Source organism: Arcticibacterium sp. (assembly GCF_055134445.1).
Genome location: NZ_JBSRVI010000062.1, coordinates 85,473 through 110,781, shown reverse-complemented (window position 1 = coordinate 110,781; position 25,309 = coordinate 85,473). Strand labels below are relative to the sequence as shown.

24 protein-coding genes and 1 pseudogene are annotated in these 25,309 nt (G+C 37.6%); 5 read left to right on the top strand and 20 right to left on the bottom strand.

Going from position 1 to position 25,309, the window contains the following annotated elements; translation table 11 throughout:
- Positions 1-42: 42 nt before the first annotated feature.
- Positions 43-1,308, top strand: coding sequence for a replication-associated recombination protein A (locus ACTBZY_RS08685; protein ID WP_463045937.1), 1,266 nt, complete (start codon positions 43-45; stop codon positions 1,306-1,308).
- A gap of 45 nt (positions 1,309-1,353) precedes the next feature.
- Here the strand turns inward: ACTBZY_RS08685 and ACTBZY_RS08680 are convergent, their stop codons facing one another.
- From ACTBZY_RS08680 to ACTBZY_RS08630, 11 genes and pseudogenes are all read right to left on the bottom strand, one after another.
- Positions 1,354-1,890 (bottom strand): hypothetical protein, encoded by a 537-nt coding sequence (locus ACTBZY_RS08680; protein ID WP_463045936.1) that lies wholly within the window; start codon positions 1,888-1,890, stop codon positions 1,354-1,356.
- Between the two features lie 14 nt (positions 1,891-1,904).
- Positions 1,905-2,477 (bottom strand): hypothetical protein, encoded by a 573-nt coding sequence (locus ACTBZY_RS08675; protein ID WP_463045935.1) that lies wholly within the window; start codon positions 2,475-2,477, stop codon positions 1,905-1,907.
- Positions 2,449-3,408 (bottom strand): glycosyltransferase family 2 protein, encoded by a 960-nt coding sequence (locus ACTBZY_RS08670; protein ID WP_463045934.1) that lies wholly within the window; start codon positions 3,406-3,408, stop codon positions 2,449-2,451. Before ACTBZY_RS08670 ends, ACTBZY_RS08675 begins: the two co-directional genes overlap by 29 nt.
- Before the next feature lie 30 nt (positions 3,409-3,438).
- Entirely contained in the window at positions 3,439-4,137 is a 699-nt protein-coding gene (locus tag ACTBZY_RS08665; RefSeq protein ID WP_463045933.1) for a tRNA1(Val) (adenine(37)-N6)-methyltransferase, read from the bottom strand.
- Positions 4,137-4,766: a ribonuclease H1 domain-containing protein gene (locus ACTBZY_RS08660; RefSeq protein WP_463045932.1), complete on the bottom strand. Its 630-nt coding sequence runs from the start codon at positions 4,764-4,766 to the stop codon at positions 4,137-4,139. The genes ACTBZY_RS08665 and ACTBZY_RS08660 overlap by 1 nt, the downstream gene beginning before the upstream one ends.
- A 1-nt stretch (position 4,767) precedes the next feature.
- Complete coding sequence (locus tag ACTBZY_RS08655; RefSeq protein ID WP_463045948.1) at positions 4,768-6,054, bottom strand: D-alanine--D-alanine ligase family protein; 1,287 nt, start codon at positions 6,052-6,054, stop codon at positions 4,768-4,770.
- A gap of 32 nt (positions 6,055-6,086) precedes the next feature.
- Positions 6,087-6,531: pseudogene (locus tag ACTBZY_RS08650) on the bottom strand (D-alanine--D-alanine ligase); the annotation flags it as partial.
- Between the two features lie 99 nt (positions 6,532-6,630).
- Entirely contained in the window at positions 6,631-6,879 is a 249-nt protein-coding gene (locus ACTBZY_RS08645) for a NifU family protein (RefSeq protein WP_463045931.1), read from the bottom strand.
- A gap of 68 nt (positions 6,880-6,947) precedes the next feature.
- Positions 6,948-8,039 (bottom strand): Mrp/NBP35 family ATP-binding protein, encoded by a 1,092-nt coding sequence (locus ACTBZY_RS08640; RefSeq protein ID WP_463045930.1) that lies wholly within the window; start codon positions 8,037-8,039, stop codon positions 6,948-6,950.
- Positions 8,040-8,125: 86 nt separating this feature from the next.
- Positions 8,126-9,100 (bottom strand): GSCFA domain-containing protein, encoded by a 975-nt coding sequence (locus tag ACTBZY_RS08635; protein WP_463045929.1) that lies wholly within the window; start codon positions 9,098-9,100, stop codon positions 8,126-8,128.
- A gap of 89 nt (positions 9,101-9,189) precedes the next feature.
- Positions 9,190-10,917, bottom strand: coding sequence for an IlvD/Edd family dehydratase (locus ACTBZY_RS08630; RefSeq protein ID WP_463045928.1), 1,728 nt, complete (start codon positions 10,915-10,917; stop codon positions 9,190-9,192).
- A 115-nt stretch (positions 10,918-11,032) separates the two neighbouring features.
- On the opposite strand from ACTBZY_RS08630, the gene ACTBZY_RS08625 reads away from it, so the two are divergent.
- Together ACTBZY_RS08625 and ACTBZY_RS08620 are read left to right on the top strand one after the other, a co-directional pair.
- The gene (locus tag ACTBZY_RS08625; RefSeq protein WP_463045927.1) at positions 11,033-12,235 is read left to right on the top strand and encodes an OmpA family protein; all 1,203 of its coding nucleotides are present in this window, start codon (positions 11,033-11,035) and stop codon (positions 12,233-12,235) included.
- 235 nt (positions 12,236-12,470) lie between these two features.
- Positions 12,471-12,626: a hypothetical protein gene (locus tag ACTBZY_RS08620; protein WP_463045926.1), complete on the top strand. Its 156-nt coding sequence runs from the start codon at positions 12,471-12,473 to the stop codon at positions 12,624-12,626.
- A 305-nt stretch (positions 12,627-12,931) separates the two neighbouring features.
- On the opposite strand, the gene ACTBZY_RS08615 is transcribed toward ACTBZY_RS08620, so the two are convergent.
- Positions 12,932-13,639, bottom strand: coding sequence for an NUDIX hydrolase (locus ACTBZY_RS08615; RefSeq protein WP_463045925.1), 708 nt, complete (start codon positions 13,637-13,639; stop codon positions 12,932-12,934).
- 100 nt (positions 13,640-13,739) lie between these two features.
- On the opposite strand from ACTBZY_RS08615, the gene ACTBZY_RS08610 reads away from it, so the two are divergent.
- On the top strand, positions 13,740-14,720 hold the full coding sequence (locus ACTBZY_RS08610; RefSeq protein WP_463045924.1) for an ABC transporter ATP-binding protein: 981 nt from the start codon (positions 13,740-13,742) through the stop codon (positions 14,718-14,720).
- Here ACTBZY_RS08610 and hpt read toward each other — a convergent pair whose 3' ends face one another.
- Positions 14,721-15,251, bottom strand: coding sequence for a hypoxanthine phosphoribosyltransferase (hpt, locus tag ACTBZY_RS08605; RefSeq protein WP_463045923.1), 531 nt, complete (start codon positions 15,249-15,251; stop codon positions 14,721-14,723).
- Positions 15,252-15,346: 95 nt separating this feature from the next.
- Here hpt and ACTBZY_RS08600 point away from each other — a divergent pair, with 95 nt between their 5' ends.
- Positions 15,347-16,573, top strand: coding sequence for a tetratricopeptide repeat protein (locus ACTBZY_RS08600; protein ID WP_463045922.1), 1,227 nt, complete (start codon positions 15,347-15,349; stop codon positions 16,571-16,573).
- Here ACTBZY_RS08600 and ACTBZY_RS08595 read toward each other — a convergent pair.
- The 7 genes from ACTBZY_RS08595 to nusA all read right to left on the bottom strand — a co-directional run bounded on the left by ACTBZY_RS08595 (position 16,570) and on the right by nusA (position 25,305).
- Positions 16,570-17,040, bottom strand: coding sequence for an Lrp/AsnC family transcriptional regulator (locus ACTBZY_RS08595; protein WP_463045921.1), 471 nt, complete (start codon positions 17,038-17,040; stop codon positions 16,570-16,572). The two genes, ACTBZY_RS08600 and ACTBZY_RS08595, sit on opposite strands and share 4 nt — an antisense overlap.
- 130 nt (positions 17,041-17,170) lie before the next feature.
- A complete protein-coding gene (locus tag ACTBZY_RS08590) occupies positions 17,171-17,533 on the bottom strand; it encodes an MGMT family protein (RefSeq protein WP_463045920.1) in 363 nt (120 codons plus the stop codon).
- Positions 17,484-18,047: a DUF3109 family protein gene (locus tag ACTBZY_RS08585; protein WP_463045919.1), complete on the bottom strand. Its 564-nt coding sequence runs from the start codon at positions 18,045-18,047 to the stop codon at positions 17,484-17,486. The genes ACTBZY_RS08590 and ACTBZY_RS08585 overlap by 50 nt, the downstream gene beginning before the upstream one ends.
- Before the next feature lie 59 nt (positions 18,048-18,106).
- On the bottom strand, positions 18,107-20,230 hold the full coding sequence (locus tag ACTBZY_RS08580; RefSeq protein WP_463045918.1) for a LysM peptidoglycan-binding domain-containing protein: 2,124 nt from the start codon (positions 20,228-20,230) through the stop codon (positions 18,107-18,109).
- Position 20,231: 1 nt separating this feature from the next.
- Positions 20,232-20,873, bottom strand: coding sequence for an O-methyltransferase (locus ACTBZY_RS08575; protein ID WP_463045917.1), 642 nt, complete (start codon positions 20,871-20,873; stop codon positions 20,232-20,234).
- A 132-nt stretch (positions 20,874-21,005) separates the two neighbouring features.
- Entirely contained in the window at positions 21,006-23,996 is a 2,991-nt protein-coding gene (gene infB, locus ACTBZY_RS08570; RefSeq protein ID WP_463045916.1) for a translation initiation factor IF-2, read from the bottom strand.
- A gap of 64 nt (positions 23,997-24,060) precedes the next feature.
- Positions 24,061-25,305 carry a transcription termination factor NusA gene (gene nusA / locus ACTBZY_RS08565; RefSeq protein ID WP_463045915.1) on the bottom strand — a complete coding sequence of 415 codons (1,245 nt, stop codon included), beginning with the start codon at positions 25,303-25,305 and terminating at the stop codon, positions 24,061-24,063.
- Between the last annotated feature and the right edge of the window lie 4 nt (positions 25,306-25,309).

Genomic DNA, 25,309 nt, shown 5'->3' with positions numbered 1-25,309 from the left:
CTGCTGTTTTCATTTTGAAAATAAAGCCACCAATTTTACAGGATGCAGAACATGCCATTGGCCGAGAGGCTTCGCCCCAAAAACCTTGACGAATATATAGGTCAGGAACACATTCTCGGAAAAGGAAAACCCTTAAGGAAATCTTTAGAGGCTAATTTAGTGCCTTCTATGATTTTATGGGGCCCTCCTGGTGTGGGTAAAACTACACTTTCTTTAATGTTGGCAGAACTTACTAAAAGACAGTTTTATTCACTTTCTGCCATTAGTTCTGGTGTAAAAGATTTACGTGAGATTCTCAAAAAGCCTTCCGGCTTGTTTCCACCCATTTTGTTTATTGACGAGATTCATAGATTTAATAAGTCTCAGCAAGACACCCTTTTAGGTGCCGTAGAAAAGGGAAAAGTAACACTGATAGGAGCCACGACAGAGAATCCTTCTTTTGAAGTAAATTCAGCCTTACTTTCGAGGTGTCAGGTATATGTTTTAGAAGCCTTTGGTCAAAAGGAACTGAACGCTATATTGGAAAGGGCTCTTAAAGAAGATGCTCATTTAAGGGAGAAAAATATCAAAGTAGAGACTACGGACTCACTTTTTAGGATTTCTGGAGGCGATGGTAGAAAGCTACTGAATTTGCTAGAAATGGTGGTCAATTCTCAGTTTGGGAACACGGAAGTGCTTATCAATGATGTTTTGGTTGAGGAGGTCGTCCAGAAAAACATGGCTCGATATGATAAATCTGGCGAGCAGCATTACGACATCATTTCGGCTTTCATTAAATCTATGCGAGGTTCTGACCCAAACGCTGCTTTATACTGGTTGGCAAGGATGCTGGTAGCAGGGGAAGACCCCAACTTTATTGCCAGAAGAATGCTCATTTTAGCTTCGGAGGATATTGGCAATGCTAATCCTACAGCGGTTATTATGGCCAATACCTGTATGGATGCAGTGAAGAAAATCGGTTACCCAGAGGGCAGAATTATCCTTTCTCAAACAGTGGTTTATCTGGCTACATCTGCCAAGTCTAATGCTTCCTATATGGCTATAGATGCGGCTATGGCGTTGGCAGAACGAACCTCACACTTGCCTGTGCCTATTGACCTCAGAAATGCACCTACCAAGCTAATGAAAGAAATTGGTTATGGGAAATCTTATAAATATTCTCACAATTATGAAGGGAGTTTTGCTCAGCAGAATTTTATGCCGGATGACCTTAAAGGTCAAAAACTCTATGAACCAGGTAATAACCCACGAGAAAATGATATCAGACGTAACCTTCAAAAATGGTGGGACAAGTGGTATGGATACTAAAAAAGCCCATAGAAGGGGCTTTTTAGTCTATTTTAGGAAATGTTCTTATTTCGTAAGCGTAACTTTGAAATCAAGTCTTGCATAGTTTTTAATCGTCGCATCAATGATCAAACCTGTAATGAGGTCAAATGAACCTGACTGATCATTATAAGCATCCAAAAGGTCGTTTATATCTGAATTAAGAATTAGACTATTTGAGCTATCCTCTGTACGGAAATATAGGATTACTTCCTTTTTTAAAGAAGACTCCAGAAGTTTTAATTCTAACCTTCCGTTGTTGTAAACATAGGAATTAGACACTGTTCCTTTAGGGTTTAAACCAAGCTCACCAATTCCAAATTCCGCATTTGAAGCGTATGTTCCGTCTGCATTGAATTCTATGAATAGGTTATCTTTACTAAAATCAAAGGTGCTATTTGTGTTTTCGTTTGATTTGGTTTCAAAATTAGATTCTGCACTAGAAATATTCCATTTTCCGCTTATTTCTGCAGGTTTTACTTCTTCAGAATCGTCTTTGCTACAGGAGATAAAAAGTAGAGATGCCATAAAAAGCAAACCCAACTGTTTCAATACTTTATTCATGCTGTTAGATAATTTTAAATTTTTGTAAAAGTCCACGAAAATCGTGCCTCGTTTATTCTGTAACTAAAATCATAAAGGTTGCTTCTGAATATGTCGTTCATGTTATTTCCAGAGTTTCTTAAACTGGTAACATAGTTTACCGTATCCATCAGGAACGAAGGGCTATCCGTTGAGATATTAATCACCTCAAAGTTTAATTCGACGGTTGCATCATATTGTCGGTCATCAAATGTAAGTTTAATCATATCCTTATTTCCGGATTCAGAGAAGTCAAAGTTACCCAAAATAGGATTAGCACTTTCTAAGAGGATAATGTTCAAGCCTAAATCGGTATTTGTCGCAAACCTTCCATCCTTTAGAAATTCAAAGTAGAGTTCTTTTCCGGCGTAATCTTGTGTTTTGGCAAGGGCGGGAGCGGAGGACTCTTTTAGGTAGGCGTCAATTTTCTCTATCCTCCATCGGCCATATAAATCTTCAGGGATTTCGGGATCTTTTACTTGGCAAGAGCCTAATGCCATCAAAGCCATCGCGAAGGAAAATCCAAATAGAAAAGGTCTATTATATTTTTTCTTCAATGATGTACTCATTCTTGTTGATGTTTTGTTTCACAAATAGTTCACCAAGAAAACCAGCTAGAAAGAACTGCGTACCAATGATAATAGCCACTAAGGCTAGAAAGAATAGGGGATTATCTGTTACGTTTCTGTAAGGAAGTCCCTTCCACAGATAATAGAGTTTTTCAAAGATTAAGGAAAACGTAATAATAGAACCTAAAAGAAAGCCAAACACACCAAACGCCCCAAAAAAGTGCATGGGTCTGCGACCAAATTTATTGACAAAAGTAATGCTAATGAGATCTAAAAATCCATTAATAAACCTATCAATGCCAAATTTGGTGGTGCCATATTTTCTTGCTTGATGTTTAACTACTTGCTCTCCTATTTTTCCGAAACCGTTCCATTTGGCTATGACAGGAATATAACGGTGCATTTCACCATAGATTTTGATGTTTTTCACCACTCTGCGGTCATAAGCTTTTAGTCCACAGTTGAAATCGTTCAGCTTTACACCAGAGATTCTTCTGGCCGCCCAGTTAAATATTTTACTGGGTAAATTTTTAGAAAGAATAGGGTCATGGCGTTTCTTTTTCCAACCAGACACCAGGTCGTATTTCTCTTCCGTAATTTTCTTATAGAGCTCAGGTATTTCTTCAGGATTATCCTGCAAATCTGCATCCATGGTAATGATAACATCACCCGAAACAGCTTTAAAACCCGTGTCTAAAGCGGCGGTTTTGCCATAGTTTCTGGTAAATTTTATACCATGTACTTTATCATTTCTACTATTAAGCTCTTGAATAACCCGCCAAGAGTCATCGGTACTCCCATCGTCAATGAAGTAAATTTCATAAGAAAGACCAGCGTTTTGGAGCGTTCGGTCTATCCAATCATGAAGTTCAGGTAGAGACTCCTCTTCATTTAAAAGTGGAATCAGCACGCTGATTTGTGGGTTTGACATGTCGGGAAAGCATTTATTTGGTAAACAAATTTAAAAAATAATGTAGTAATCTTTCATCAACGCTTGAAAATCATTTGAATAGGTAACATTATTGTCATCTTTAATATGGATTTCTGCCAGATCTAAAGTGGCGGTTTTAAAGGAAAAAGTTACTACTTCCCGGAAGACCTTATGTCCCTTCTGATGTCTGATATGTAGCTTTTTAGAAGGCTTTAAATCCTGAGCCAGCATGAAGCTTTCCATTTGTCTCATCTCTAGAGAAGGTAATAACACTAGGACTTTACCTTCTGGCTTTAGTCTCTTAGAAATTTCCAAAGCTAAATCTTCTAAAAGTAATGTTTGTTGATGTTTTGCCAGGTTTTTTTGGGAATCAGGAGAGTTGAGTCCATTTTTATAGAATGGCGGATTGACAATGATGAGGTCATACATGCCACTTTCAAACTCTTTTATATCGGAGTGATAAATAGTTATTCTAGAATCAAATGGACTATTGACGAAATTTTCCTTTGCTTGTAAATAGGCACTTTCGTCGATTTCTACAGCATCAATCTTTAGTAAAGGAGATTTTTGAGCTAGCATGAGACTCAAAAGGCCGGTACCTGTGCCAATATCCAAGGCTGTTTTCTCTTCTTCATTAAGCATGACACTGGCTCCTAAAATGCAGCTATCTATGCATACCTTCATGCCACATTTGTCTTGCTCTACCGTAAACTGTTTAAATTTAAACATTACTTTCTTCCAAAGTCGGCGGGGTTTTCACCCCAGCTTTTGGTTTCCCATTTTAGGATTGGGTTTGTGTAAGTATTGGCTTGAAGCCATTCTTCTGCCCTGATGGTAAGTTCTTTAAGTTCTGCGTTATTTTTGGTCCACTCTATTTTGGTATTGGCCTTTTTCTTTTTTACCCAAGCCATGGCCGTTCTAGAATCTGAGTAAATAGGCATGTTGATGTCATGCTTTTTTAGTAAAGCCAAAGCATGAACTATTGCGAGAAATTCGCCAATATTATTGGTGCCGTCGCTATACGGTCCTTTTTTGAAAAGTAGTTTACCATTTCTGAAATCAAAGCCTTGGTACTCCATGTCGCCACTTCTGGTATTCCATGCAGCGTCCACCACGATACTTTCCTTAATTGGAGGTGCGGCATTGGGGTTAATAGCAGCCTTTTTTGAGCCTCCTCCTTTAGATACTACTTGGTAATAGTTTTTAGAAAATGCGTCTTGAGCTTCCTTTTCAGATTCAAAGGATTTGTATTTAGCTCCGGTAAAGCCATCTATTTGTTTTTTACAGGCATCCCATGAAGAAAAGATTCCGGCTTGCCTTCCTTCCCAAACTACATAGAATTTTTTCTTTTTTGCCATTTTAGGCCACTTCTTCGCTTGCTGTTGAAAATATTTGGTCAAATGATGACTGCAATGCCGCCTCGTTAATCTTCTTGACCGTGAAGTTTACATTGCCTGCGTATAGTTTTCTAATGCCTTCTGTTTTATCAATAAGCGACTGAACAAATGGATGTTTAGGAGCACCAATAGCCTGTCCAAACTCCTCAATGTTAGCTTTAAACATCAAAGTGATAGGTATTAAATAGTAATTGCCGTTTTCTGATGAGCAAATACAGGTAGGTTCCATTTCCTCAGAAGCTCCTAGTTCATTATATTTTTGCTGAGCAGAAATGTATTCGTCTTCATTTTCTCCGAAAACTATCGCTATTTTCTTCTTGCTCAAGGTTTTGGCGGCAGCCATACTCTTGTCAATTTCTGCGAGTAAGTTTCTGTATTTATGTGTTCTTTTTCCTTCTCTTATTCTTTGAACAATGGACTGCCGAATGAGGTAATTTATGGATTGGCTAATATTGATACCTATTTCTGCCATTTGTTTGAATATAAGGCTACTCGGAGACATTCCTGGAAGCGTGTTTGGATCATGGAAAATGACCTTATCGTCTTCAGTTAAGAATCCATCTATTCTACAAACCACATTTTGGGCCAAGTCTTCAAAGGCCTTTATACCTTGTGTTTCTATTTTATGAAGATTCTCAAAATGGGTGTCAATCGGAATTCGCTTTTTGGTAACAGAAGATTGATATTTCGACTTAAAGTCGAAGCTTTCAATATCTCCATAGATTTCTGTAGGAGGGAGAGCAAAAGTGTTGAAATCCTCATCTTGGATGATGCCCATAGAAAATTCTTTCCCCACTATAAATTCTTCTATTAAAACATAATCCTCCGAATTGGAAGAACTAAGAATGACCTCTTCATTGTCTTTAAGAAACTCGTTTAATGCTTTCATTAAATCTGATGGATGTGCTTTCTCTTCCCCATTAATAATGACTGGGAATCCTATTCCTTCTCCCAGATTAAGCATTTTCTCTAAAATATTCTTTTTCTGTCTGGTACTTAATTTTATCCAATCTTTCTGAGCTATGATGGTATCGAAAAAGCATTGGTTCATTTTTTTTGAGAAGTCTTCCATGCTTCTCTTCTTCACAATACCTACGCCAATAGATGAACCTTGGTGAGGAGCTTTAATCACTAAAGGGAAGCCTAATGTTTTAGTAAGCTCACTAAATAAGGCAGAACGGTCTGTAGTATCCCACTCTTTTTTGCTAATAACTCTGGTTTTCTTTTGCTGCCCATTTGATTTGGACAATAGTGCATTTTGATAGGGCTTATTGATACCTATGGCAGAACCCAAAATACTTGGGCCAACATAAGGGATACCATACCACTCAAACAAACCTTGTATGTTTCCGTCTTCTGCATAAGGGCCGTGCATGACAGGGAAAGCGATGTCTATTTTTTCGCAGAGTTTCTCCACTTTAATTTGCTTCCCTATTTTATAAATTAGTTTGTAAAGTTGGGTTTCATTTAAATCACCCAGAGACTCAATATATACTCTGAAGCCGTGATTAAGATTTTTTGAAGGATAAAAATCTTTAATGGCATCTGAATAAATATATTCTGGGTTTATTTCAATGAAATTTCCAATGCTGTCAACAAAAATGAGGATAGGCTCATAATGACTTTTGTCAAGGTGCTGAAAGGCTGTTCTACCACCTTTAAATGAAATTTCTCTTTCTCTGGAAGGCCCTCCGAAAAAAATGCCAACTTTTAGTTTAGTAGTCATTGGACGTAAAGTTTATAAAGGATACACGTTTGTTATGCAATTTAAATAAAAAAGCTACTTACCTCGGCAAGTAGCTTAAATAAAATGCTTTATAATTTCTTATCCTGCTGGAGTGAGGTTAAGGGCAACTACTTTTTTTATTTCTGGTACCGATTTTAAAATGGCTTCCTCAAGACCTGCCTTAAATGTCATGGTAGACATAGGACAAGTACCACAAGCTCCTAGAAGCTCTAGTTTTACAGTGCCATCTTCGGTAATTTCTACGACATTTACATTCCCGCCATCAGCCTCTAAATAAGGTCTAACAGAATCTAAAGCCTTCTCTACACGCTCTTTTAAAGAACTCATTTTCTGAAACTATTATTTGTACAAAAATACTTCACAAGTGAAGAATATCCTAATCTACATTCCACACTTTACGCCATCTGAACTCTTTCTGTAGCGGGCTTAGAAGCATTTCTAATAGCCAACTGCTGAGCCAGTGCTTCTGCTGCTTCTTTAAAAGCGGCAGCTCCTGGATTATTTTCATCCATCATTACGGGTCTTCCTTCATCTCCTCCTTCTCTAATACCTTGAACAATAGGTATTTTTCCTAATAAAGGTACACCAAACTTCTCTGCAAGATTTTTTCCGCCATCTTGTCCAAAAATGTAATACTTATTATCTGGCAACTCTAGTGGTGTAAAGTAGGCCATGTTTTCAATTACACCTAAAATAGGCACATTGATTTGTGGCTGCTGAAACATAGCCAAACCTTTGGTGGCATCTGCCAAAGCAACTTTCTGGGGAGTGGTAACCACTACCGCTCCAGTGACAGGCACCGTTTGTACCAAAGATAAGTGTATATCGCTGGTTCCTGGAGGAAGGTCAATCAACAAATAATCTAAATCACCCCAGTCTACATCTCCCAAAAATTGTCTTAGAGCTTGACTTGCCATTGGGCCACGCCAAACTACAGCGTTATCTTTAGGGGTTAAAAAGCCAATAGAGATCATCTTAATGCCATACTGATTCACAGGGTGAATCATGTTTTTGCCATCTTTTTGAGAAATAAGTGGCTGAATATCTTCTGCCCCAAACATCAGAGGGATAGAAGGTCCAAAAATGTCGGCATCTATAATTCCAACGGAAGCCCCCGAGTTTTTAAGGGCAATAGCCAAATTAGCCGTTACAGTAGATTTTCCTACTCCTCCCTTTCCTGAAGAAATGGCGATAATGTTTTTAACACCTGGCAGCTGCGGAGAACTATTTCTTATGGATGTAACCTCTGCGGTCATCGTGATTTCTACCTGTATATCTTCGCCCAAATCTTTATGAAGGGCATCCATACATCTCTGACGAATAACCTCTTTTAAAGGACAAGCCGGAGTAGTTAAAACAACCGTAAATTTTATATTGGAACCATTAACCTCAACATCTTTAATCATATTGAGGGTAACTAGATCTTTTTTAAGATCCGGTTCTTCGACATTGCTAAGAGCAGCTAAAACACTTTCTTGGTTAATCACAAATACTTTTTTTGTTTGAAAACGACCTAACTACCCAACAGACTTGTAGGGCGGAAAGTTTTGCAAAATTAGAAAATGTGGTAAGATTAAATAAGCTGAGCCTTCACTATTTCCATTTCTTGTTCTACATCGACAGAATGACTCAATTCTTCTAAGCGAATCATGAGCTTTTTCAAAAAGGTTTGGTGTGCCTCTGAGTCAGAGTGAAAGGGCTTGTGATTTAATTGACTTTGAACCTTACTCCAGTTGTCAATAAATTCATTGAGTTTTTGAGAAAAGGCGGTTTTCCTAAAGTGTTCAATGACATACTGCTGACCCGTGCTGTTGACATGAATCATGTCGTCCGCATAATATCTATAATCCCTAAGGTCGTCTAGAAGAATTTCGTAAGCAGGGAAATAATAGATATCCTTAAAGTCTTGTGTAAAATAATGGGATGCTAGCCTTAAAATACTTTTGCTGAGGTTGTTGCCTTGTAAGGTGTCTTTGGTATGTCTAACCGGACTAACCGTAAAAATGATTTTTATTTTTGGGTTAATGAGCTTTATTTTTTCATAAAACTGAGTGAATCTAATGCCAATTTCTTTATTGGTAAGCATTTCCTTATGGAAAAGACTAGACTCTTTTTTATGACAATTTGAAACAATGTAGGAGTTCTGTTTTAATCGATAAGCATAAGCTGTCCCTAGCGTAATAAACAGATAGTCAGTCTTTTTTAGAAAATTTCTTACTTTTTGGTGTAAGATGTTTAACTCATTCTCCAAATCACTTTTATTCTCATTAGAGAGCCTTGAATGGAAATCATAATGATACCAAAGACCCTCATTTTGAGTGAAATAATTTGTTCTTACTGGATATTGATTAATACTATGGGTGAGCAGCCTGAAAATGGAAACTGGATTAAACACAACACCGTAGGGATTGTGTAAACAATCTATTTTATTGTCAGATAAATAATTTCCAATATTGTCGGAAAAACATGACCCGATGGTCAATATCTTGGAATTCCGCTCAATTTTGAAAGGGAATTCCGAAAGTTCGATTTCGGTGCGAAAATTCATGTAAGACAAGTACTTTTAAGGGTTTGGCTAGGCTAATACCCTTAAAAGTAGCGAGTTTCTTTTGTTTACCCAAATATATAAACGCAAACTTAATGAGATTCCCTGTTTACGATACTACCAGATTTTCCAATCAAGAAATCCATGTCTGCACCTTCATGGGCTTGATTTACGGTGTCGATATATAATTTTATATAACCTCTGTTAAATCCTAAGTCAATAGGCTCCCATTTCTTCTTTCTTTCAGCTAGTTCCTCATCAGAAACATGAAGGTGAATGGTTTTGGCATGCACGTCACATTCTATAATGTCGCCATTTTCAACCAATGCTAAAGGGCTTCCTAAAGCTGATTCCGGAGAAGCATGAAGGAAAACTGTTCCAAAAGCTGTGCCGCTCATTCTCCCATCAGATATTCTTACCATATCGGTGATTCCTTTTTGAATGATTTTCTTCGGAAGAGTCATGTTTCCAACTTCTGGCATACCAGGATAACCTTTTGGTCCAACATTTTTCAAAACCATGATACAGGTTTCGTCAATATCTAAATCAGGGTTGTCTATTCTGGCATGGTAATCTTCTATGGTTTCAAAAACTACGGCCCTTCCTTTGTGCTTTAAAAGAGATGGTGTGGCGGCAGATACTTTTATAACTGCTCCCTCCGTACATAAATTCCCTTTTACCACGGTAATACCGCCTTCTTTAAGGATTGGGTCAGTAATGGGTCTGATCACGTCTGTATTCCAGTTTCTAGCTTTTTGAGAATTTTCTATAAGTGTTTTACCATTGACAGTAATGGCCTCCTCACTTAAATGATTTTCAAGTTCCTTTAGAATAACTTGAATTCCGCCTGCGTAATAGTAATCTTCCATGAGATACTTACCAGAAGGCATAAGATTAAGTAAAAATGGGATTTTAGAACCGTGTATATCAAAATCTTCTAGCGTAAGCTCAACCTCCATTCTTTTGGCAATGGCCAATAAATGCAGCACAAAATTGGTGGAACCACCTACTGCGGAGTTTACTTTAATAGCATTTAAAAAGGCAGGTCTCGTTAGAATTTTTGAAATAGTCAATTCTTCTTTCACCATTTCCACAGCTCTAATACCGGTCATATGAGCCATCATTTTCTTTCTTGAGTCGGCTGCAGGGATAGAAGAAACACCTGGTAGAGTTAAGCCTAAGGCTTCCACCATAGTGGCCATCGTAGATGCCGTTCCCATAGTGTTACAGTGCCCAATACTTCTGCTCATACAGGCTTCAGCTTCCTCCATTTCATCTAAGGTCATTTTGCCAGCTTTAACATCGGCGTCAAATTTCCACACATCCGTTCCAGAGCCTAAGTCTTTGCCTCGAAATTTTCCATTAAGCATGGGTCCTCCAGAAAGAACTATGGAAGGTATGTCTACACTGGCTGCACCCATAACCAAAGAGGGGGTGGTCTTATCACAACCTGTTAAAAGAACCACAGCATCAAAAGGGTTTGCTCTGATACTTTCTTCCACAGTCATGGAAGCTAAGTTTCTGTAAAGCATGGCCGTTGGCCTCATAATGGTTTCTCCCAAAGACATTACGGGGAACTCTAGTGGGAATCCGCCGGCTTCATAGACCCCGTTTTTGACAAATTGAGCTAATTCTCTAAAATGACCATTGCAAGGAGTGGCCTCCGACCAAGTATTGCAAATTCCTATAACAGGTTTTCCTTTAAACTGATGTGCGGGGTACCCTTGATTTTTTATCCAACTGCGATATATGAAACCATCTTTGCCTTCTTTACCGAACCATTCTTGACTTCTTAATTTGCTTTTTTTATCTACAGGCATATATTATTATCTGTTAGGGTTGAATTTATTGATTCCAATTAACTGCAAATACCTCTTTTTTTTGTTTTTTTGCAATCTAATACTTGAATTTGAATACCAAAAAAGCACAGAGAAGATGACATTGTTCCAAAAATTTGATGAAAGCATAACGGATGAATTGATAGAAAGCTTGAAAAATTTGGGGGAGAGAAATTTAGGCGATACTAAAGGGGCAATTTATGCTATTTTCTATACTCTTTTAGCTGGCCTTATTAGGCGAGCAAATAGCGACATGAGCACGAGCATGTTGGTAAACCAAATTAAAAAAATACATGAAAAGGACTTGGCGGGTTTTGACCTCAAAAAGGGTTTTGACTCGACTAAAAGTTTAGCAGGTTTTATTGAAGTAGGAGAAAGGAATATGAGTCAAATATTTCCTTCTTTCAAAAGTCAGCTGCTTAATCTAGTCACTGCTCATAGTGGAACTAGCAAACAAGAAACAACCAAATATGCTTCTTTTATTAATGCCTTGATGATTAGCTTTTTAGCTGAAAAGTTAGACGAAGGTACTAGTAAAGAAGACCTTATGAATTATCTGAAAGAGCATAGAGACCCGCTATTTGCCAAAGCTCCAGAAAATTTGGTGGAAAAGATGATACCTGCTCTTGGCATGCATGATTTGAGAAATATGAAAATGCATTTTGCTAAGAAAAAAGAGCAGCAGGAAGCATTGGAAGAAGCAGGAATTGTTATAAGCGAATCTTCTTATAATGAGGAGGTTAGTTATGATGAAGAGGAAAGCTTTTTTTCTAAAAAAACGATTCTAATTATTGGAGTGCTAATTTTAGTAGGTGTGTTAGGATATCTGCTGTATGACTCACGAGAAGAAATATTTGGTTCAGATGTACCAAACGAGTCTTCTGTAATAGAGTTAAATGACGAGCTTGCAATTAGTCCGGATAGCTTAAGCAATTCAGCTGATACGGTAATAGTAGGAGACCCAGGGTGGTTAGCCATTAAAGAGCTGGTTGGCGGTGGTTTGCTTCCTCAAAATAATGAAGTCAAAGTGGAATCATTTAGTTTTGCAGAGGGTTCTGTGGACTTTTTGGATAGCTCAAATCCCATTATAGATAGTTTAGCAAATCTGTTCAAAAGCAATCCTAGATTTCAAATTCAAATCAAGGGTGGGGATTCGAAAGGAAATTCTCAAACGGGAATAAAAAGAGCCTTTCATCTTAAGAAATTATTGCAACAAAAGGGGATAAATCCAATCAAAATTGATGCGATTTCGGATGCCGAGAAGCTCGATTTTTTAAAGCTTCGAATCGTTACTAAATAGATGAGAATTGATATTAATGAGCCTTTAATGGTGACGAATATCAATAGACTATAAGTTATTTTGTATTTTTAAAAGTGCCTGTTTGTGTATTGCAAGCAGGCATTTCTTTGTTTTATCCCGCATTTTCAAACTTGGCTTTTTTCGAATTCATTTGGTAGCATGTTTTTTTTGCTTTCGTGCTGCCATGAAAATGACAATATTTGAATCGACACTTAACCGATATGCTAAATATTAAATGGCATATATTGATACGGCAGATTCTCAAGACCATAGAGCAGTTCATCTGCATTTTAGGATAGAATATTTTTCCGGCAGCCTATTAGGCGTGAGTGTGGTTTATGATGCCTTAATGGTGGTAACGCTAGGTAAAGTGGATTATGGTACCTATTAGGATTAGTTAGTCGGTCATAAGTACGGATATTGATTCAGGAGAGTGATAGGTTAGCACAGCGGTTGTTATAATCACCAATACCTAAATGACATACTGAAGCAAGGCCACAACCACGATAACATAACTGACCCAAATTGCAAGTTATAGCTGTCAAGTGGATGTTTGTAAAGCATGGAGGTGATAAGAGCTTTAAGGTACGGTTATGCCTCGCTATGGATGTACTATAGATTAATGTACCAGAGACATCTTTTCACGGTCACGAGCCTACAGTTTCTATTCCAGTACAACTTAAGAATATCAAAAGTTTAAAGTAAAGAATCTATATTAGGGACGAAATACAAGTTTGAACTCGCAGCTTTGCTAGAAGCCTGTGTATTCAATTTGTATAAAAAGGCTCCTTTCTTAGAAAATCCTTTTTGTTTCTCATCTAACTTCGTTAGCCATCCACTGGATAGAATTTTTCTACTGAAATTTCTTTTATCAAAAGCAGAATCAAATATAGCCTCATATAAAGTCAAAAGCTGCGGCAACGTAAATTTCTCGGGAAGTAATTCAAATCCTAAAGGATGAAATGCAGCCTTATTTCTTAGTCTTTGAATAGCGTTTTCTACCATTAGACCATGGTCAAAAAGTAATTCGGGCAGTTCATCAAAATCAAACCATTGTGCCTGATGATCTTTAGAATCGAAGCGTTCGTAGTCATCCACATTTATGAGGGCAAAGTAGGTAACCGAAACCGTTCTTTCTACAGGGTCTCTATCTGGTAAACCAAAAGTGCTTACTTGCTCTAGATAGATGTTTTTTAATCCTGTCAGATCCTCTAAAATTCTAGAAGCGGCTTTATCTAAACCTTCGTTAGGTTTAAGCCAGCCTCCCATAAGTGACCATATGTTTTTACTGTCTTCAATTCCTCTTTTTACTAATAACAACTTGAGTTTAGAGCCGTCGAAACCAAAAATTATGGAATCTAGTGCTACCAAACATTTAGTTTGTTCGCTGTATTGTTCTAACATATGAAAGGAGGTGGGCAGTCTTTTTTTTAATATTTTGCTTTAAACTTAAGACTTCAAAATTGGAATTGCTTATTATTACCGAAATTATTTAAGTTAGCATTTGACAAAAGTACTTGAGGTACGGAATCTAAATTTCAGTATCGAAGACAAAACCATCGTAAGGAATGTAACTATTTCCTTAGAAAAGCATAGAATTTTGGCTCTTTTGGGCCAAAGCGGTTCTGGGAAATCTACTATTTTAAAATTAATTGCAGGTTTACTTGAACCAGATTCAGGGTCACTTAGCATTGGTGCCGAGAGGATAGTACCGCCATCAGAAAAACTCATTGCGGGACATCCTAAGATCAAAATAGTTCGCCAAGATAATCCACTCTTTCCTAATATTTCTTTAAGAGAAAATATAGAATACGAACTCCGATTTTTTAATGATGAGTATAAAAATCAAAGGGTAGAAAAGCTCCTAAAAGTTACCGGACTAAAAAAAGCTGAGCATCAACTGCCGAGACATTCTTCTGAAGGCGAGCAGCAACGAACCGCCATCGCTAGAGCACTGGCAGATGAGCCTTCTTTATTGTTGCTAGATGAACCCTTTAGTAACTTGGATTATAGAAATAAGAGTACACTAAAAGAAGAGGTTAAGCAGCTCGTAGCGGAAGAAGATATGGCTTGTATTTTTGTTACTCACGACATTTCCGACGTTTTTGGAACGGCTGACGAATTGGCTATTCTAAAAAAAGGAAAAATTACACAGCAGACGAAGCCATTAGTGGTTTATAACAAGCCAAAGTCAGTTTATGAGGCGTCTATCACGGGAGATTTCACTTTATTTTCCCAAGACGAGGCTTCGCAATTATTTAAAATTGACGCTAAAAAGAGAAGGATATTAATCAGGCCAGAGGCGATTGAAATTGTTGCGGAGGGGGCGTTTGAAGGGAGGGTTAAAACGGTTATAGATCGCGGTATTTTTAAAGAAATTATAATTGACATAGAATCTAGGATTCTTAAAGCCTTTTCAATGCAGAACTTTCAAATTGGTGACTTAATACGATTTAACATTCTTAAGTACGGCGAAGTGAATTAACTACTCCGCCAATATCATTATTTCATCAATATTTCTTCCGAAGCCGTCGTAATCCAGTCCGAAACCAATGACAAATTTGTTTTCAACTTCAAAACCGACATAGTCAATTTTTAGGTCAAATTGGGTCGCCTCTTTCTTATGAAGAAGTGTTAAAATTGTAACAGATGCAGGATTTTGCTTGTAAAAAGAAGGGAGAATTTCTGTCATTGTTTTCCCTGTATCAATAATATCTTCAACAATCACGACATGCCTGCCTTCAATGTTTTCACTCAAACCAATAAGTTCTTTCACATGGCCAGTAGAGTTCATCTCTTCATAAGATTGAACTTTTACGAAGCTAACCTGACAGGGCATTTTAATTTCTTTGAAAAGTTCAGAAAGAAACATGAATGACCCGTTTAAAACTCCCACAAAAATCGGATTTTTGTCGGCGTAATCATGCTCTAAACGCTTGGCTAATTCTTTGATTTTGTTTTGTAAAACATCTTTTGGAATTAAAGGTACAAACTGCCTGTCTTTTATCGTTCTCATTAGAATGAATTGATATATGAAGCCAAGAAAGGAAAAAAATACTTATTTCTCGCTTATAACCGCATATTTGAAATAGATTCGTTGAGTCAAATTTTATGAAGATTTTTTTAAAACTGCTTGTTCTATTAACCATCATTAGTTTTGATGGTTACAGTCAGCTTTTCGATATTTTTGAGAAAGAGAAGGAAAAGCCTGCAAAACTTCTTACCGATAGAGGTATTCAAATTGAGACCACGGCGGCCATAGATAACATGTATAACTTTAATTTCTATGAGTCTGAAAGGGAATTTAAATGGCTTTTGGTGAAATACCCACACCATCCTATTGGACATTTTCTGCTAGGATTAAATTATTGGTGGAGGATAGTCCCAGATACAGGTATAAAAAAATACGATGACGTTATTCATAATTATATGGATAAGAGCATCGACCTGGCAGACGACCTTTTAGATGATGATAAAAACAATAAAGAGGCCGCTTTCTTCATGGCGGCTTCATACGCTTTTAAAGGTAGGATATATGCCGAAAGAGAAAATTGGCTCAAAGCAGCGTGGGCTGGAAAACAGTCTTTAAAATATTTGGAGCTCAGTAGGGGAGATGATAATATTAACCCCGAATTAATTTTTGGAGATGGACTTTATAATTTTTATTCTAAGTGGATTAATGAGAATTATAAATCTTTAAAACCCCTTTTGACTTTTTTCAGAAAAGGGGATAAGAATTTGGGTATTGCTCAGCTTGAAAATGTGAGTTCAAATGCCTTCTATACCAGAATGGAGGCTAGGTATTTCTTGGTTCAAATTTATGCTATGGAAAACCAGCACAATAAAGCCAGGCAGATGTCAAACATGATGCACGCTTTATACCCAAATAATTCCTTTTTTCACAGATATGCGGCAAGAAGTAGTTTTGTCTTAGGTAGAATGAATGAGGCAGAAGTGTTTGCCAAAGAATTACTAGACAATATAGCTGCGGAAAAATATGGTTATGGGGCTAATGAAGGCAGATATGCCGCATATATTTTAGGCTATATCAATCATAACTATAATAAAGATATAGGTACGGCTAAGTTTTATTATCAAAAATGTACCGAGTTTGCAGAAAGTAATGACTCCGAAGAGTCTGGTTATTATTTAGGATCGCAGTTGGCTTTGGGTGATTTTGCCATGGATGAAGGTGATTTTTTAACAGCGGCTAGAAAGTATAAATTAATTATAGATGCAAAACAGAAAAAATCCGCTTCATACAATACTGCAAGAGAGCGGATTAAGACTTTGAAAAAGAAAATTACTGAAGCCAAAAAGAAAAAAAGAAAGGGCTAAGGAATTGGCAATACCTTGCTATTCTTAATGGTTTGCAGAATAACCATGGTTTGAGTACTTGAAACCACTTCAATGTCATTTATGGTGTCCATTATAAGTGCTTGATAGTTACTAATATCCTGTGCAATAACTTTTAAAAGGAAATCGCAAGAACCCGTAACGTGATGACACTCAATGATTTCGGGAACGCTGTTGATTTTGGCAACAAAGGAATCTATAATTGTTTTTTGATGACCTTTAAGGGTTACTTGGACAAATGTAAGTACACCTAAGCCTACTTTTTCCCTGCTAATTTGTGCATGATAACTTTCTATAATTCCTGACTGCTCTAATTTCTTTACTCGCTCTAAAGTAGGAGCTGGCGAAAGACCAACATCTTTAGAAAGCTGTGCATTAGTTATTTTTCCGTTTGTTTGAAGAATCTCTAATAGTTTGTGATCTATTACGTCTAATTTTCCTGTTGCCATGGTGAAGTATTTATTCAGAATTTAATTTGGCATAAAGGTACAATAACTAAACAATGATTTTATATATTATATTAACTAAAATTAATATTCTTAAAAGGAGAGGCCTTTTAATTAAGAAAACACAAGAAAATTAGAGTAATTCTGTGTTAGGATTCCAGAAATGTCTATCGAAATCTTGAATTTTATCGTTTTCAATTTTCAAACCTTCGGCTTCTAATTTTTGTTGCATTGTGGTGGGCGTATCAAAAGCATTTTTCCCTGAAAGAAGACCGATTCTGTTGACCACCCGATGGGCAGGAACATCGGGTCGGTGATGAATAGCATTCATGGCCCATCCCACAATTCTTGCTCCACCTTTTGAACCTAAGTATGCTGCTATTACACCATAAGAAGATACCTTTCCTTTTGGAATGAGTTTTACAACGTCATAAATTTCTTCAAATTTATTCTCCTTCAATTTCCTTGGTGAGCTTTTGATACCATTCTTCGCCATAGGCCCTTTCTAATGGCTCTTTTAAGAACTTATAAACAGGTACACCTAATTTTTCTCCCAACTCACAGGCATCGCTGCAAATGCTCCATTGGTCGTAGTTTAAGGCGTGATAGCTTTCGTATTTTGTAATCCTGATAGGGTAGAGGTGACAGGAGATGGGCTTTTTAAAATCAATGGCATTGTCGTTATAAGCCTCTTCAATGCCACACTTTAAAGTACCTTTCTTATCATAAATGGCATATGCACATTCTTTGTCATCTACAGTGGTAGTACTGAAATCACCGTCTTCATCTTGTATGTAAATTCCTTGCTCTTCAATGGCCTGAATACCCTCTAAGGATAAATAAGGTTTTATTTTTTCATACAACTCTATAAGAACGGGTAGCTCAGACTCCTCTAAGGGTGCTCCCAAATCTCCTTCTACACAGCATGCTCCTTTGCATTTGTCGAGGTTACAAATAAACTGCTTCTCCTTTATATCATCACTGATACAGGTGTCATCTATTACTATCATGCCGTAAAATTACCAATACCATATTTCAAAATAGAACTAATGCTAAGAAGAAATTTATATTATCTAATTCTAAGGACTTGACCCACACTAATGGTATTGTCAGAGAGGTTATTCATAGACTTTAAATTGCCCAGTGTAATGTCATATCTTTTGCTAATGCTATATAAGGTTTCTCCCTTACTAACAGTATGTGTGCTAGCACTCTGAGAGTTATTGGAGGTACTATTAGTGCCGTCTTGAGAAACTATGAGTTGTTCTCCAATAGATATTTCAGTTCCAGATAAATTATTCCATTTCTGAATATTAACCACCGTTGTGTTGTATTGCTTGGAAAGTGAATATAATGTTTCTCCTCGTTGTACTGTATGATAGGAAAGCTCTTGGTTAGGTCTTTTAGAACTCGTAATTACCGTAGTAGGCCTTGTTTCTGTTCCTCTTCCTGCCTCGCTTACAATTAATTGTTGACCGTATTGGAGTATGTCGCTTGTAGACATTCCGTTCAGGTTCCGTAATTGGCCTACACTCAGATTGTATTTCTTTGATATTGAAAAAAGCGTTTCTCCCTGTGTAACATAGTGCATCTTACTGGCAGGATTTAAGGAGTAACTAGTGGATGCTCTTACAGGTTCTGAGGGTTCTATGTTAGGTTTAGAAATAACGGTTACGGGTTTGGATTCTACCTTTTCAGGTCTGGCTGGCTCACGTTCCACTCTTTTTACCACAACTGGCTTGTCGTCAATTTCTTCCTCTTGTACTTGTGTACTTAATTTTATGACATCTGTGTTCGTACGGCTGTTGGTGGTATTGGTTTCCGCTTCGGATAACACCACATCGTCTCTTTTATATCTTGTTTGTACTGGAAGAGAAGGAAGTTCTTCGTTAATTACTTCTTGAATAATCTCAACGGGCTGATTCTTAGGTCTCTTTTTCTGTAACCATACTACACGGCCAGGTTGGAGATCTTCTGGGCTTTTTAACCTGTTATATTTTAAAAGGTTCTTTAGTCTGATGCCGTACATTTGAGAAATCTCCCAAAAAGTTTGCGATTTACTGACTGTATGGAATTGTGTAGGCCCTTTTTTTGACTTTTGTTCTAAGTAATAAACTTGACCAGTTTTAACCAGGTGTTTGTCGTCAAGGTCATTAAATTTTAAGAAGTAACTTAATACAATATCGCCCTTTTTGGCTAGTTGGGAGGCTTCATCGCCTGGCTCTGCCAATATCCCCTTTTTCTCGTTGATTTCATATAGAATAGGGTCGTTATCGGAGGTGGTAACCAATGTTTTTCTTACCAAAATAGGATATCCCTTGTCCGTAGTGGTTAACTCTCTTCTTTTCTGAATTTGTGCTAATATTTCCTGTTCCCTAGATGCATTAATGGGTATAAGTACCGTATAATCTTTAGTAGTAGGAATGGATGCCGAATATAGCCAAGCATTGTACTCCCTTAGTTCGCTTAGATCTACCGTAAGCTCTACCGCGATTTCGGCTAAAGATTTACCCCGGGTTGGGTATTCAATTAGTTTTTTAGGAGATTTTTTTAATCTATTAAGGCGGTGTTCAAAAGCTATTCTATGAGCCAATGCTTTTAAAAGGTAATCTGGCGTGCTGTCATCAAAATCAATTTCACTGGCATAGGACCAGCTGGCAGGGATATCTTTAGTGGCTCCAGTGGGTCCTTGATTGTAGGCATAAATACATGAAACCCAGTTCTTAAAGATAATATTGTTCTTTCTGAAGTAACTTGCCGCAGCTTTTGTACTGGCAAAAATGTATTTCCGTTCGTCTATATTATTATCTATGGTAAGACCCAGTTCTCTTCCAGTGGCTTCCTTAAATTGCCAAAAACCTACAGCTGCCGATGAAGAAAGAGCATCTGGTTTTAAAGCACTTTCCTGAACCGCCAAATATTTAAGATCGTCGGGTACATTTTCTTTCTCAAGTATGGCTTCTATATAAGGGAAATACCACTGCATGAGCTGCAGTTTACCTTCTAAATAGGAGTTTTGAGGTGTTAATAAACCGACAACGTAATTGTTCACCCTTTTTTGAGTGGCAATGTCAAGGTTTACGATGACGTTCGCAAACTCAATTCTTTTAGGCGTTTCGGGCATGCTGTAATCTGTCTGGGCCGAAATACCAATTGAGATAAATAATAGAATTAGAAATAAAATATTTTTCATGTTAGGAAATTTTTCTTGCCACCAATAAACCATCACGGATAGGTAGCAGCACTTTTTGTATTCTTTTATCTTGCTTAAGCTTCAAATTAAATTTTCTTAGGGCTTTTGTGGTAAGGTCGCGAGATTGATCGTCAAACACCTTGCCGTCCCAGAGAACATTATCGGAAATGATTAAACCATTTTTTTTAACTTTATCTATAACTGCTTCAAAATAGTTTTCGTAATCTCTCTTATTTGCATCAATAAAAACCATGTCGAACTCCTCTTTAAGGGTAGGTATTATTTCAAGAGCGTTACCAGAAACAAATTCAATTTGGTCCTTAAAACCTGAAATTTCAATATTTGAGTTAATGCGGTCCTCCAATTCCTCATTGACATCAATACTGATTACTTTTCCATTTTCATTTAATCCTTCTGCCAGACAAATGGCTGAATATCCTGTATAGGTTCCTATCTCAAGAATTCTATCTGGACGAACTAAATGCGAAAGCATAGATAATAATCTTCCTTGAAAATGCCCTGACAGCATTCTGGGTTGCAGAACGTTGGCATTGGTATCTCTCCTGATTTCTTGTAAAATAGGAGGTTCAGAATCACTTATTGATGTACAATAAGCTTCCGCTTCAGAATTGATTATTAGCATAGCACTTTAACTTGGAGCAAATTAACCCCAAAAAAAGGAGTTATGCAAGTTATTAATAATATTATATTTTCAGAATATATTGAAAATAGTATTCCTTAAAATAGGGCTTGCATAAGCGAGCCCTATTTTAGTTTATTTTAGTGTTCTTTTGATTTCTCTTGTTTCAAAAGATTCTATGATATCACCAATCTGTAGGTCATTGAATTTAGTGATTTTAATACCACATTCGTAACCTTTTTTAACTTCTGACACGTCGTCTTTGAAACGTTTCAGCTGGTCAATCGAGCCTTCATGTAATACGATACCATCTCTAATAATTCTAACATTGTTGGCACGTTTGACGTAACCATCTGTTACAAAACTACCCGCGATAGTACCAACTTTAGAGATTTTGAATACTTCTCTAACTTCAATGTTACCTGTGATAAACTCTTCTTCAGTAGGAGCTAATAGCCCTTCCATCGCATCTTTTATTTCATCAATTGCTTGATAAATAACAGAGTAAAGTCTTATCTCGATTTCTTCTGTGTCTGCTATTCTACGGGCATTAGAAGATGGCCTTACTTGGAAACCAAGGATAATGGCATCTGCAGCACTCGCTAACAATACGTCGGATTCAGAAATTTGTCCTACACCTTTGTGAATGATTTTTACTTGAACCTCATCAGTAGAAAGTTTAAGTAAGGAATCGGAAAGTGCTTCCACAGAACCGTCCACATCACCTTTTACAATGACGTTTAACTCTTTGAAAGTACCGATGGCTTTTCTTCTACCAATTTCATCCAGCGTAATATGTCTTTTGGCTCTGATACTCTGCTCTCTAATTATTTGCTCACGTTTGTTTGCAATTTCACGAGCTTCTCTATCCGTTTCCATGACATTAAACTTGTCGCCGGCTTGTGGAGCTCCTGGTAAACCAAGTATCTGAACTGGTGTCGATGGACCTGCTACCTTAATCCTTCCACCTAGGTCGTCAATCATCGCTCTTACACGACCAAAGTACTGACCTGCAAGAATAATATCACCAACTTTCAAACTTCCTGCTTCTACCAAGATAGTAGCTACATAACCTCTACCCTTATCAAGTGTGGCTTCAATAACGGTTCCATTGGCATTTCTGTTTGGATTGGCTTTTAGTTCTAATAATTCAGATTCTAAAAGGACTTTGTCCATCAGTTCTTCTATACCTTGACCAGTTTTAGCAGAAATTTCTTGCTCCTGATATTTACCGCCCCAAGATTCTAAAAGGATATTTTGTTTAGAAAGATCCTGTCTGATTTTATCTGGATTAGCACCTGGCTTGTCAATCTTATTCAAAGCGAATACAATTGGAACACCAGCATTTTGTGCGTGATTAATAGCTTCACGTGTTTGTGGCATCACAGAATCATCAGCAGAAATCACGATGATAACAATATCCGTAACTTTCGCACCCCTTGCACGCATGGCTGTAAAGGCCTCGTGACCAGGAGTATCTAAGAAAGTAAGTGATTTACCCTTATTATCTCCAGTTTGAATTTCTACGTTATAGGCTCCAATATGCTGTGTAATTCCACCTGCCTCACCAGTAGCCACTTTTGTGGTACGGATATAATCTAGCAAAGAAGTTTTACCATGATCTACGTGACCCATTATGGTTACGATTGGTGCACGAGGTTTTAAATCCTCGGCTGCATCTTCTACTTCAAGATTCTCAGCATGAATCTCTTCTTCCGCCGAAATGAATTCAACTTCAAAGTCATATTCTAAGGCAATCATCTGAATAGATTCTGCATCTAAACGCTGGTTAATGGAAACAAACATGCCCATTTCCATACACGTACCTATCACCTCATTAACAGAAACATCCATTAAAGAAGCTAATTCAGAAGCAGAAATGAATTCTGTTACCTTCAGATAGGTGCTTTCGTGTTGCTCGATAGCTTCATCTAGTTCAGCCCTTTCAGCTCTAGTTTTACGTCTTTCTCTTCTTTGCTTAGCACCGAAGTCTTGCCCGCCCCTAGACTGCATTTTTGCCAAAGTCTGCTTAATGCTGTCTTTAACATCAACTTCTTTGACTACTTCTTTACGTCCTCCACCAGTTTTTTTCCTGCCGGTCGTCGTATTAGTATTGCGATTAGCAGGTCCTCTTTTATCTTGAGTAGAACCGGTGGCAGGAGTACCCGGCTTTTTATCTCCGGCTTGGCCTTCACTTTCTTTTTTCTTAAAGAACTGCTGATCCGTAATACCCGTAAGCTTACCCATTCGGCTAACATGCTTACGTTTTCTTTTCTTACGGTCAACACTGGATTCCGGTTTTTTCTCAACTGGAAGTTCAATTTTACCTAGGACTTTAAGCCCAGCTAATTTATCTCCTTTTGCCTTTATGACATTATCTACAGGAGTTTCTTCTTTTGGTTTTTCCACCACTACTTCAGCTTCCTGAACTTTAGTAACTTCTTTTGTTTCTTCTATTTTTTTCGAAGCTTCCGGCTCTTTCTCCTTAGGAACTTCCTGAGTTGGAGTCTCTTTAACAACTTCTTTTTCTTCCACAGCGGCTTTTTTAACCTCTGGTTCAACCTTTACTTCAGCGATAGGCTCAGGTGTTGGCTCAGGAACTTCTGGGGCCTTAACTTCAACTACTGGCTCTGGAGCTTTAACTTCAACCTTAGGTTCTGGTTCAGGTTGAGGTGTGGGCTCAGGAGTAGGTTCTGGTACAGGCTCCGGTGTAGGAGCTGGTGCTGGAACCTCTTCAGCCACGGGTGGTGTTGGAGTTTCCGTTTTTGGTTTAGATTTAGCGTTTAAATCTATTTTTCCAAGAACTTTAGGTCCATCTAATTTCGATTCGATCTTGATTTTCTCAATCTCTGGCTTTTCAGTAGCTACAGGCTCTTCTCTAAAATAAAGTATTTCAGAATCCTGATTTACAGGCTTAGTATCTTCTGCTTTTGGCTTATTATCACCAATTAAGGCCGTAGAATCATACTTGTCTTGTAAAATAAGTAATAATTCTGTGCTTAACTTGGCGTTTGGGTTAGTTCCTACGTTGTGACCTTCTGAGGCAAGTGCTTCCACCACATGAGATAAACTCACGTTTAAGTTCCTTGCCACTTGGCTCAATCGCATCACTTTATTTTCTGCCATAAATCTGGTTATCGCTTTTTTTTGTTTTAGAAGATAGATTCTGAGGGGTAAAGATACAGCCTTTTTATTCGAATTCGCTTGCCAAAATAGCTAATACCTCTACAACAGTACTTTCTTCAAGTTCGGTTCTTCTTACCAATTCTTCTTTACTTAGAGCCAATACTGATTTTGCAGTATCCAAACCGATGCCATGAAGCTCTTTTAGTACCCAAGAGTCAATTTCATCGGAAAACTCCGTTAAATCCACATCTTCCTCGATGAAGTCTTGCTCCACATCTCGGAATACATCTAGCTCCATTCCTATAAGGCGGCTAGCTAATTTGATATTCAAACCCCCTCTACCAATTGCCAAGGATACCTGATCCGGCTTAAGGAATACGGAAGCTCTTTCTCCATTCTCGTCTATCTGTACAGAACTAATTTTCGCTGGACTTAAAGCTCTTGAAATAAACAAGTGCGTATTATCAGTCCACTGAATTACATCAATATTCTCGTTTTCAAGTTCACGTACTATACTGTGAATTCTACTCCCTTTCATACCAACGCATGCTCCTACTGGGTCTATTCTGTCGTCAAAAGACTCTACAGCCACTTTGGCTCTATCGCCGGGCTCTCTAACAATTTTCTTGATTGAGATCAATCCATCAAGAATTTCTGGTATCTCTTGCTCAAAAAGTCTTTCTAAGAAGACCGGCGAGGTTCTAGATAATAGCACCCTAGGGTTACCATTATTTAATTCCGCTTTGTGTACTACAGCCCTAATACTATTTCCCTTACGGAATCGGTCTTTAGGGATTTGTTCGAATTTAGGAAGGGAAAGCTCATTGCCATCTAAATCTTGACAAATGACCTCACGACCTAATATTTGATAAACTTCCACAGTTACCAGTTCTCCTACTTGATCTTTATAAAGATCATAAAGCATTTCTTTTTCTAAATCCTTTATTTTCTGGATAAGTGTTTGACGAGCAGTCTGTACGACCCTTCTTCCAAAGTCAATTAACTTAACTTCTTCAGCGACTTCTTCTCCAATTTCAAAATCGGGTTCAATTTTTCTAGCTTCTGATAACGGAATTTTATCCGTATCCCAAATATCTTCAGAGTTGTCGTCAACAATTTCACGCGTACGCCACATTTCTAAATCGCCAGTTTCGGCATTAAGAATGATATCAAAGTTGTGGTCGTCCTCATATTTCTTACGAATCATTGTACGTAAAACGTCCTCCAAGACCGCAATCATGGTAGGTCTGTCAATATTTTTTTCACGAGCAAACTCCGAAAACGACGCTACTAAATCTCCACTATCCATTAGA

Bases quoted from the DNA above. Each gene is read 5' to 3' on its own strand.
- ACTBZY_RS08580 (WP_463045918.1), bottom strand. From the start codon at position 20,230: ATGAAAAATATTTTATTTCTAATTCTATTATTTATCTCAATTGGTATT.
- ACTBZY_RS08630 (WP_463045928.1), bottom strand. From the start codon at position 10,917: ATGCCTGTAGATAAAAAAAGCAAATTAAGAAGTCAAGAATGGTTCGGT.
- ACTBZY_RS08585 (WP_463045919.1), bottom strand. From the start codon at position 18,047: ATGATAGTAATAGATGACACCTGTATCAGTGATGATATAAAGGAGAAG.
- ACTBZY_RS08615 (WP_463045925.1), bottom strand. From the start codon at position 13,639: ATGTTAGAACAATACAGCGAACAAACTAAATGTTTGGTAGCACTAGAT.
- ACTBZY_RS08680 (WP_463045936.1), bottom strand. From the start codon at position 1,890: ATGAATAAAGTATTGAAACAGTTGGGTTTGCTTTTTATGGCATCTCTA.
- ACTBZY_RS08685 (WP_463045937.1), top strand. From the start codon at position 43: ATGCAGAACATGCCATTGGCCGAGAGGCTTCGCCCCAAAAACCTTGAC.
- ACTBZY_RS08665 (WP_463045933.1), bottom strand. From the start codon at position 4,137: ATGTTTAAATTTAAACAGTTTACGGTAGAGCAAGACAAATGTGGCATG.
- ACTBZY_RS08670 (WP_463045934.1), bottom strand. From the start codon at position 3,408: ATGTCAAACCCACAAATCAGCGTGCTGATTCCACTTTTAAATGAAGAG.
- ACTBZY_RS08590 (WP_463045920.1), bottom strand. From the start codon at position 17,533: ATGGCGAAGAATGGTATCAAAAGCTCACCAAGGAAATTGAAGGAGAAT.
- hpt (WP_463045923.1), bottom strand. From the start codon at position 15,251: ATGAGAACGATAAAAGACAGGCAGTTTGTACCTTTAATTCCAAAAGAT.
- ACTBZY_RS08625 (WP_463045927.1), top strand. From the start codon at position 11,033: ATGACATTGTTCCAAAAATTTGATGAAAGCATAACGGATGAATTGATA.
- ACTBZY_RS08620 (WP_463045926.1), top strand. From the start codon at position 12,471: ATGGCATATATTGATACGGCAGATTCTCAAGACCATAGAGCAGTTCAT.
- infB (WP_463045916.1), bottom strand. From the start codon at position 23,996: ATGGCAGAAAATAAAGTGATGCGATTGAGCCAAGTGGCAAGGAACTTA.
- nusA (WP_463045915.1), bottom strand. From the start codon at position 25,305: ATGGATAGTGGAGATTTAGTAGCGTCGTTTTCGGAGTTTGCTCGTGAA.
- ACTBZY_RS08575 (WP_463045917.1), bottom strand. From the start codon at position 20,873: ATGCTAATAATCAATTCTGAAGCGGAAGCTTATTGTACATCAATAAGT.
- ACTBZY_RS08635 (WP_463045929.1), bottom strand. From the start codon at position 9,100: ATGAATTTTCGCACCGAAATCGAACTTTCGGAATTCCCTTTCAAAATT.
- ACTBZY_RS08675 (WP_463045935.1), bottom strand. From the start codon at position 2,477: ATGAGTACATCATTGAAGAAAAAATATAATAGACCTTTTCTATTTGGA.
- ACTBZY_RS08645 (WP_463045931.1), bottom strand. From the start codon at position 6,879: ATGAGTTCTTTAAAAGAGCGTGTAGAGAAGGCTTTAGATTCTGTTAGA.
- ACTBZY_RS08595 (WP_463045921.1), bottom strand. From the start codon at position 17,040: ATGGCAACAGGAAAATTAGACGTAATAGATCACAAACTATTAGAGATT.
- ACTBZY_RS08600 (WP_463045922.1), top strand. From the start codon at position 15,347: ATGAAGATTTTTTTAAAACTGCTTGTTCTATTAACCATCATTAGTTTT.
- ACTBZY_RS08660 (WP_463045932.1), bottom strand. From the start codon at position 4,766: ATGGCAAAAAAGAAAAAATTCTATGTAGTTTGGGAAGGAAGGCAAGCC.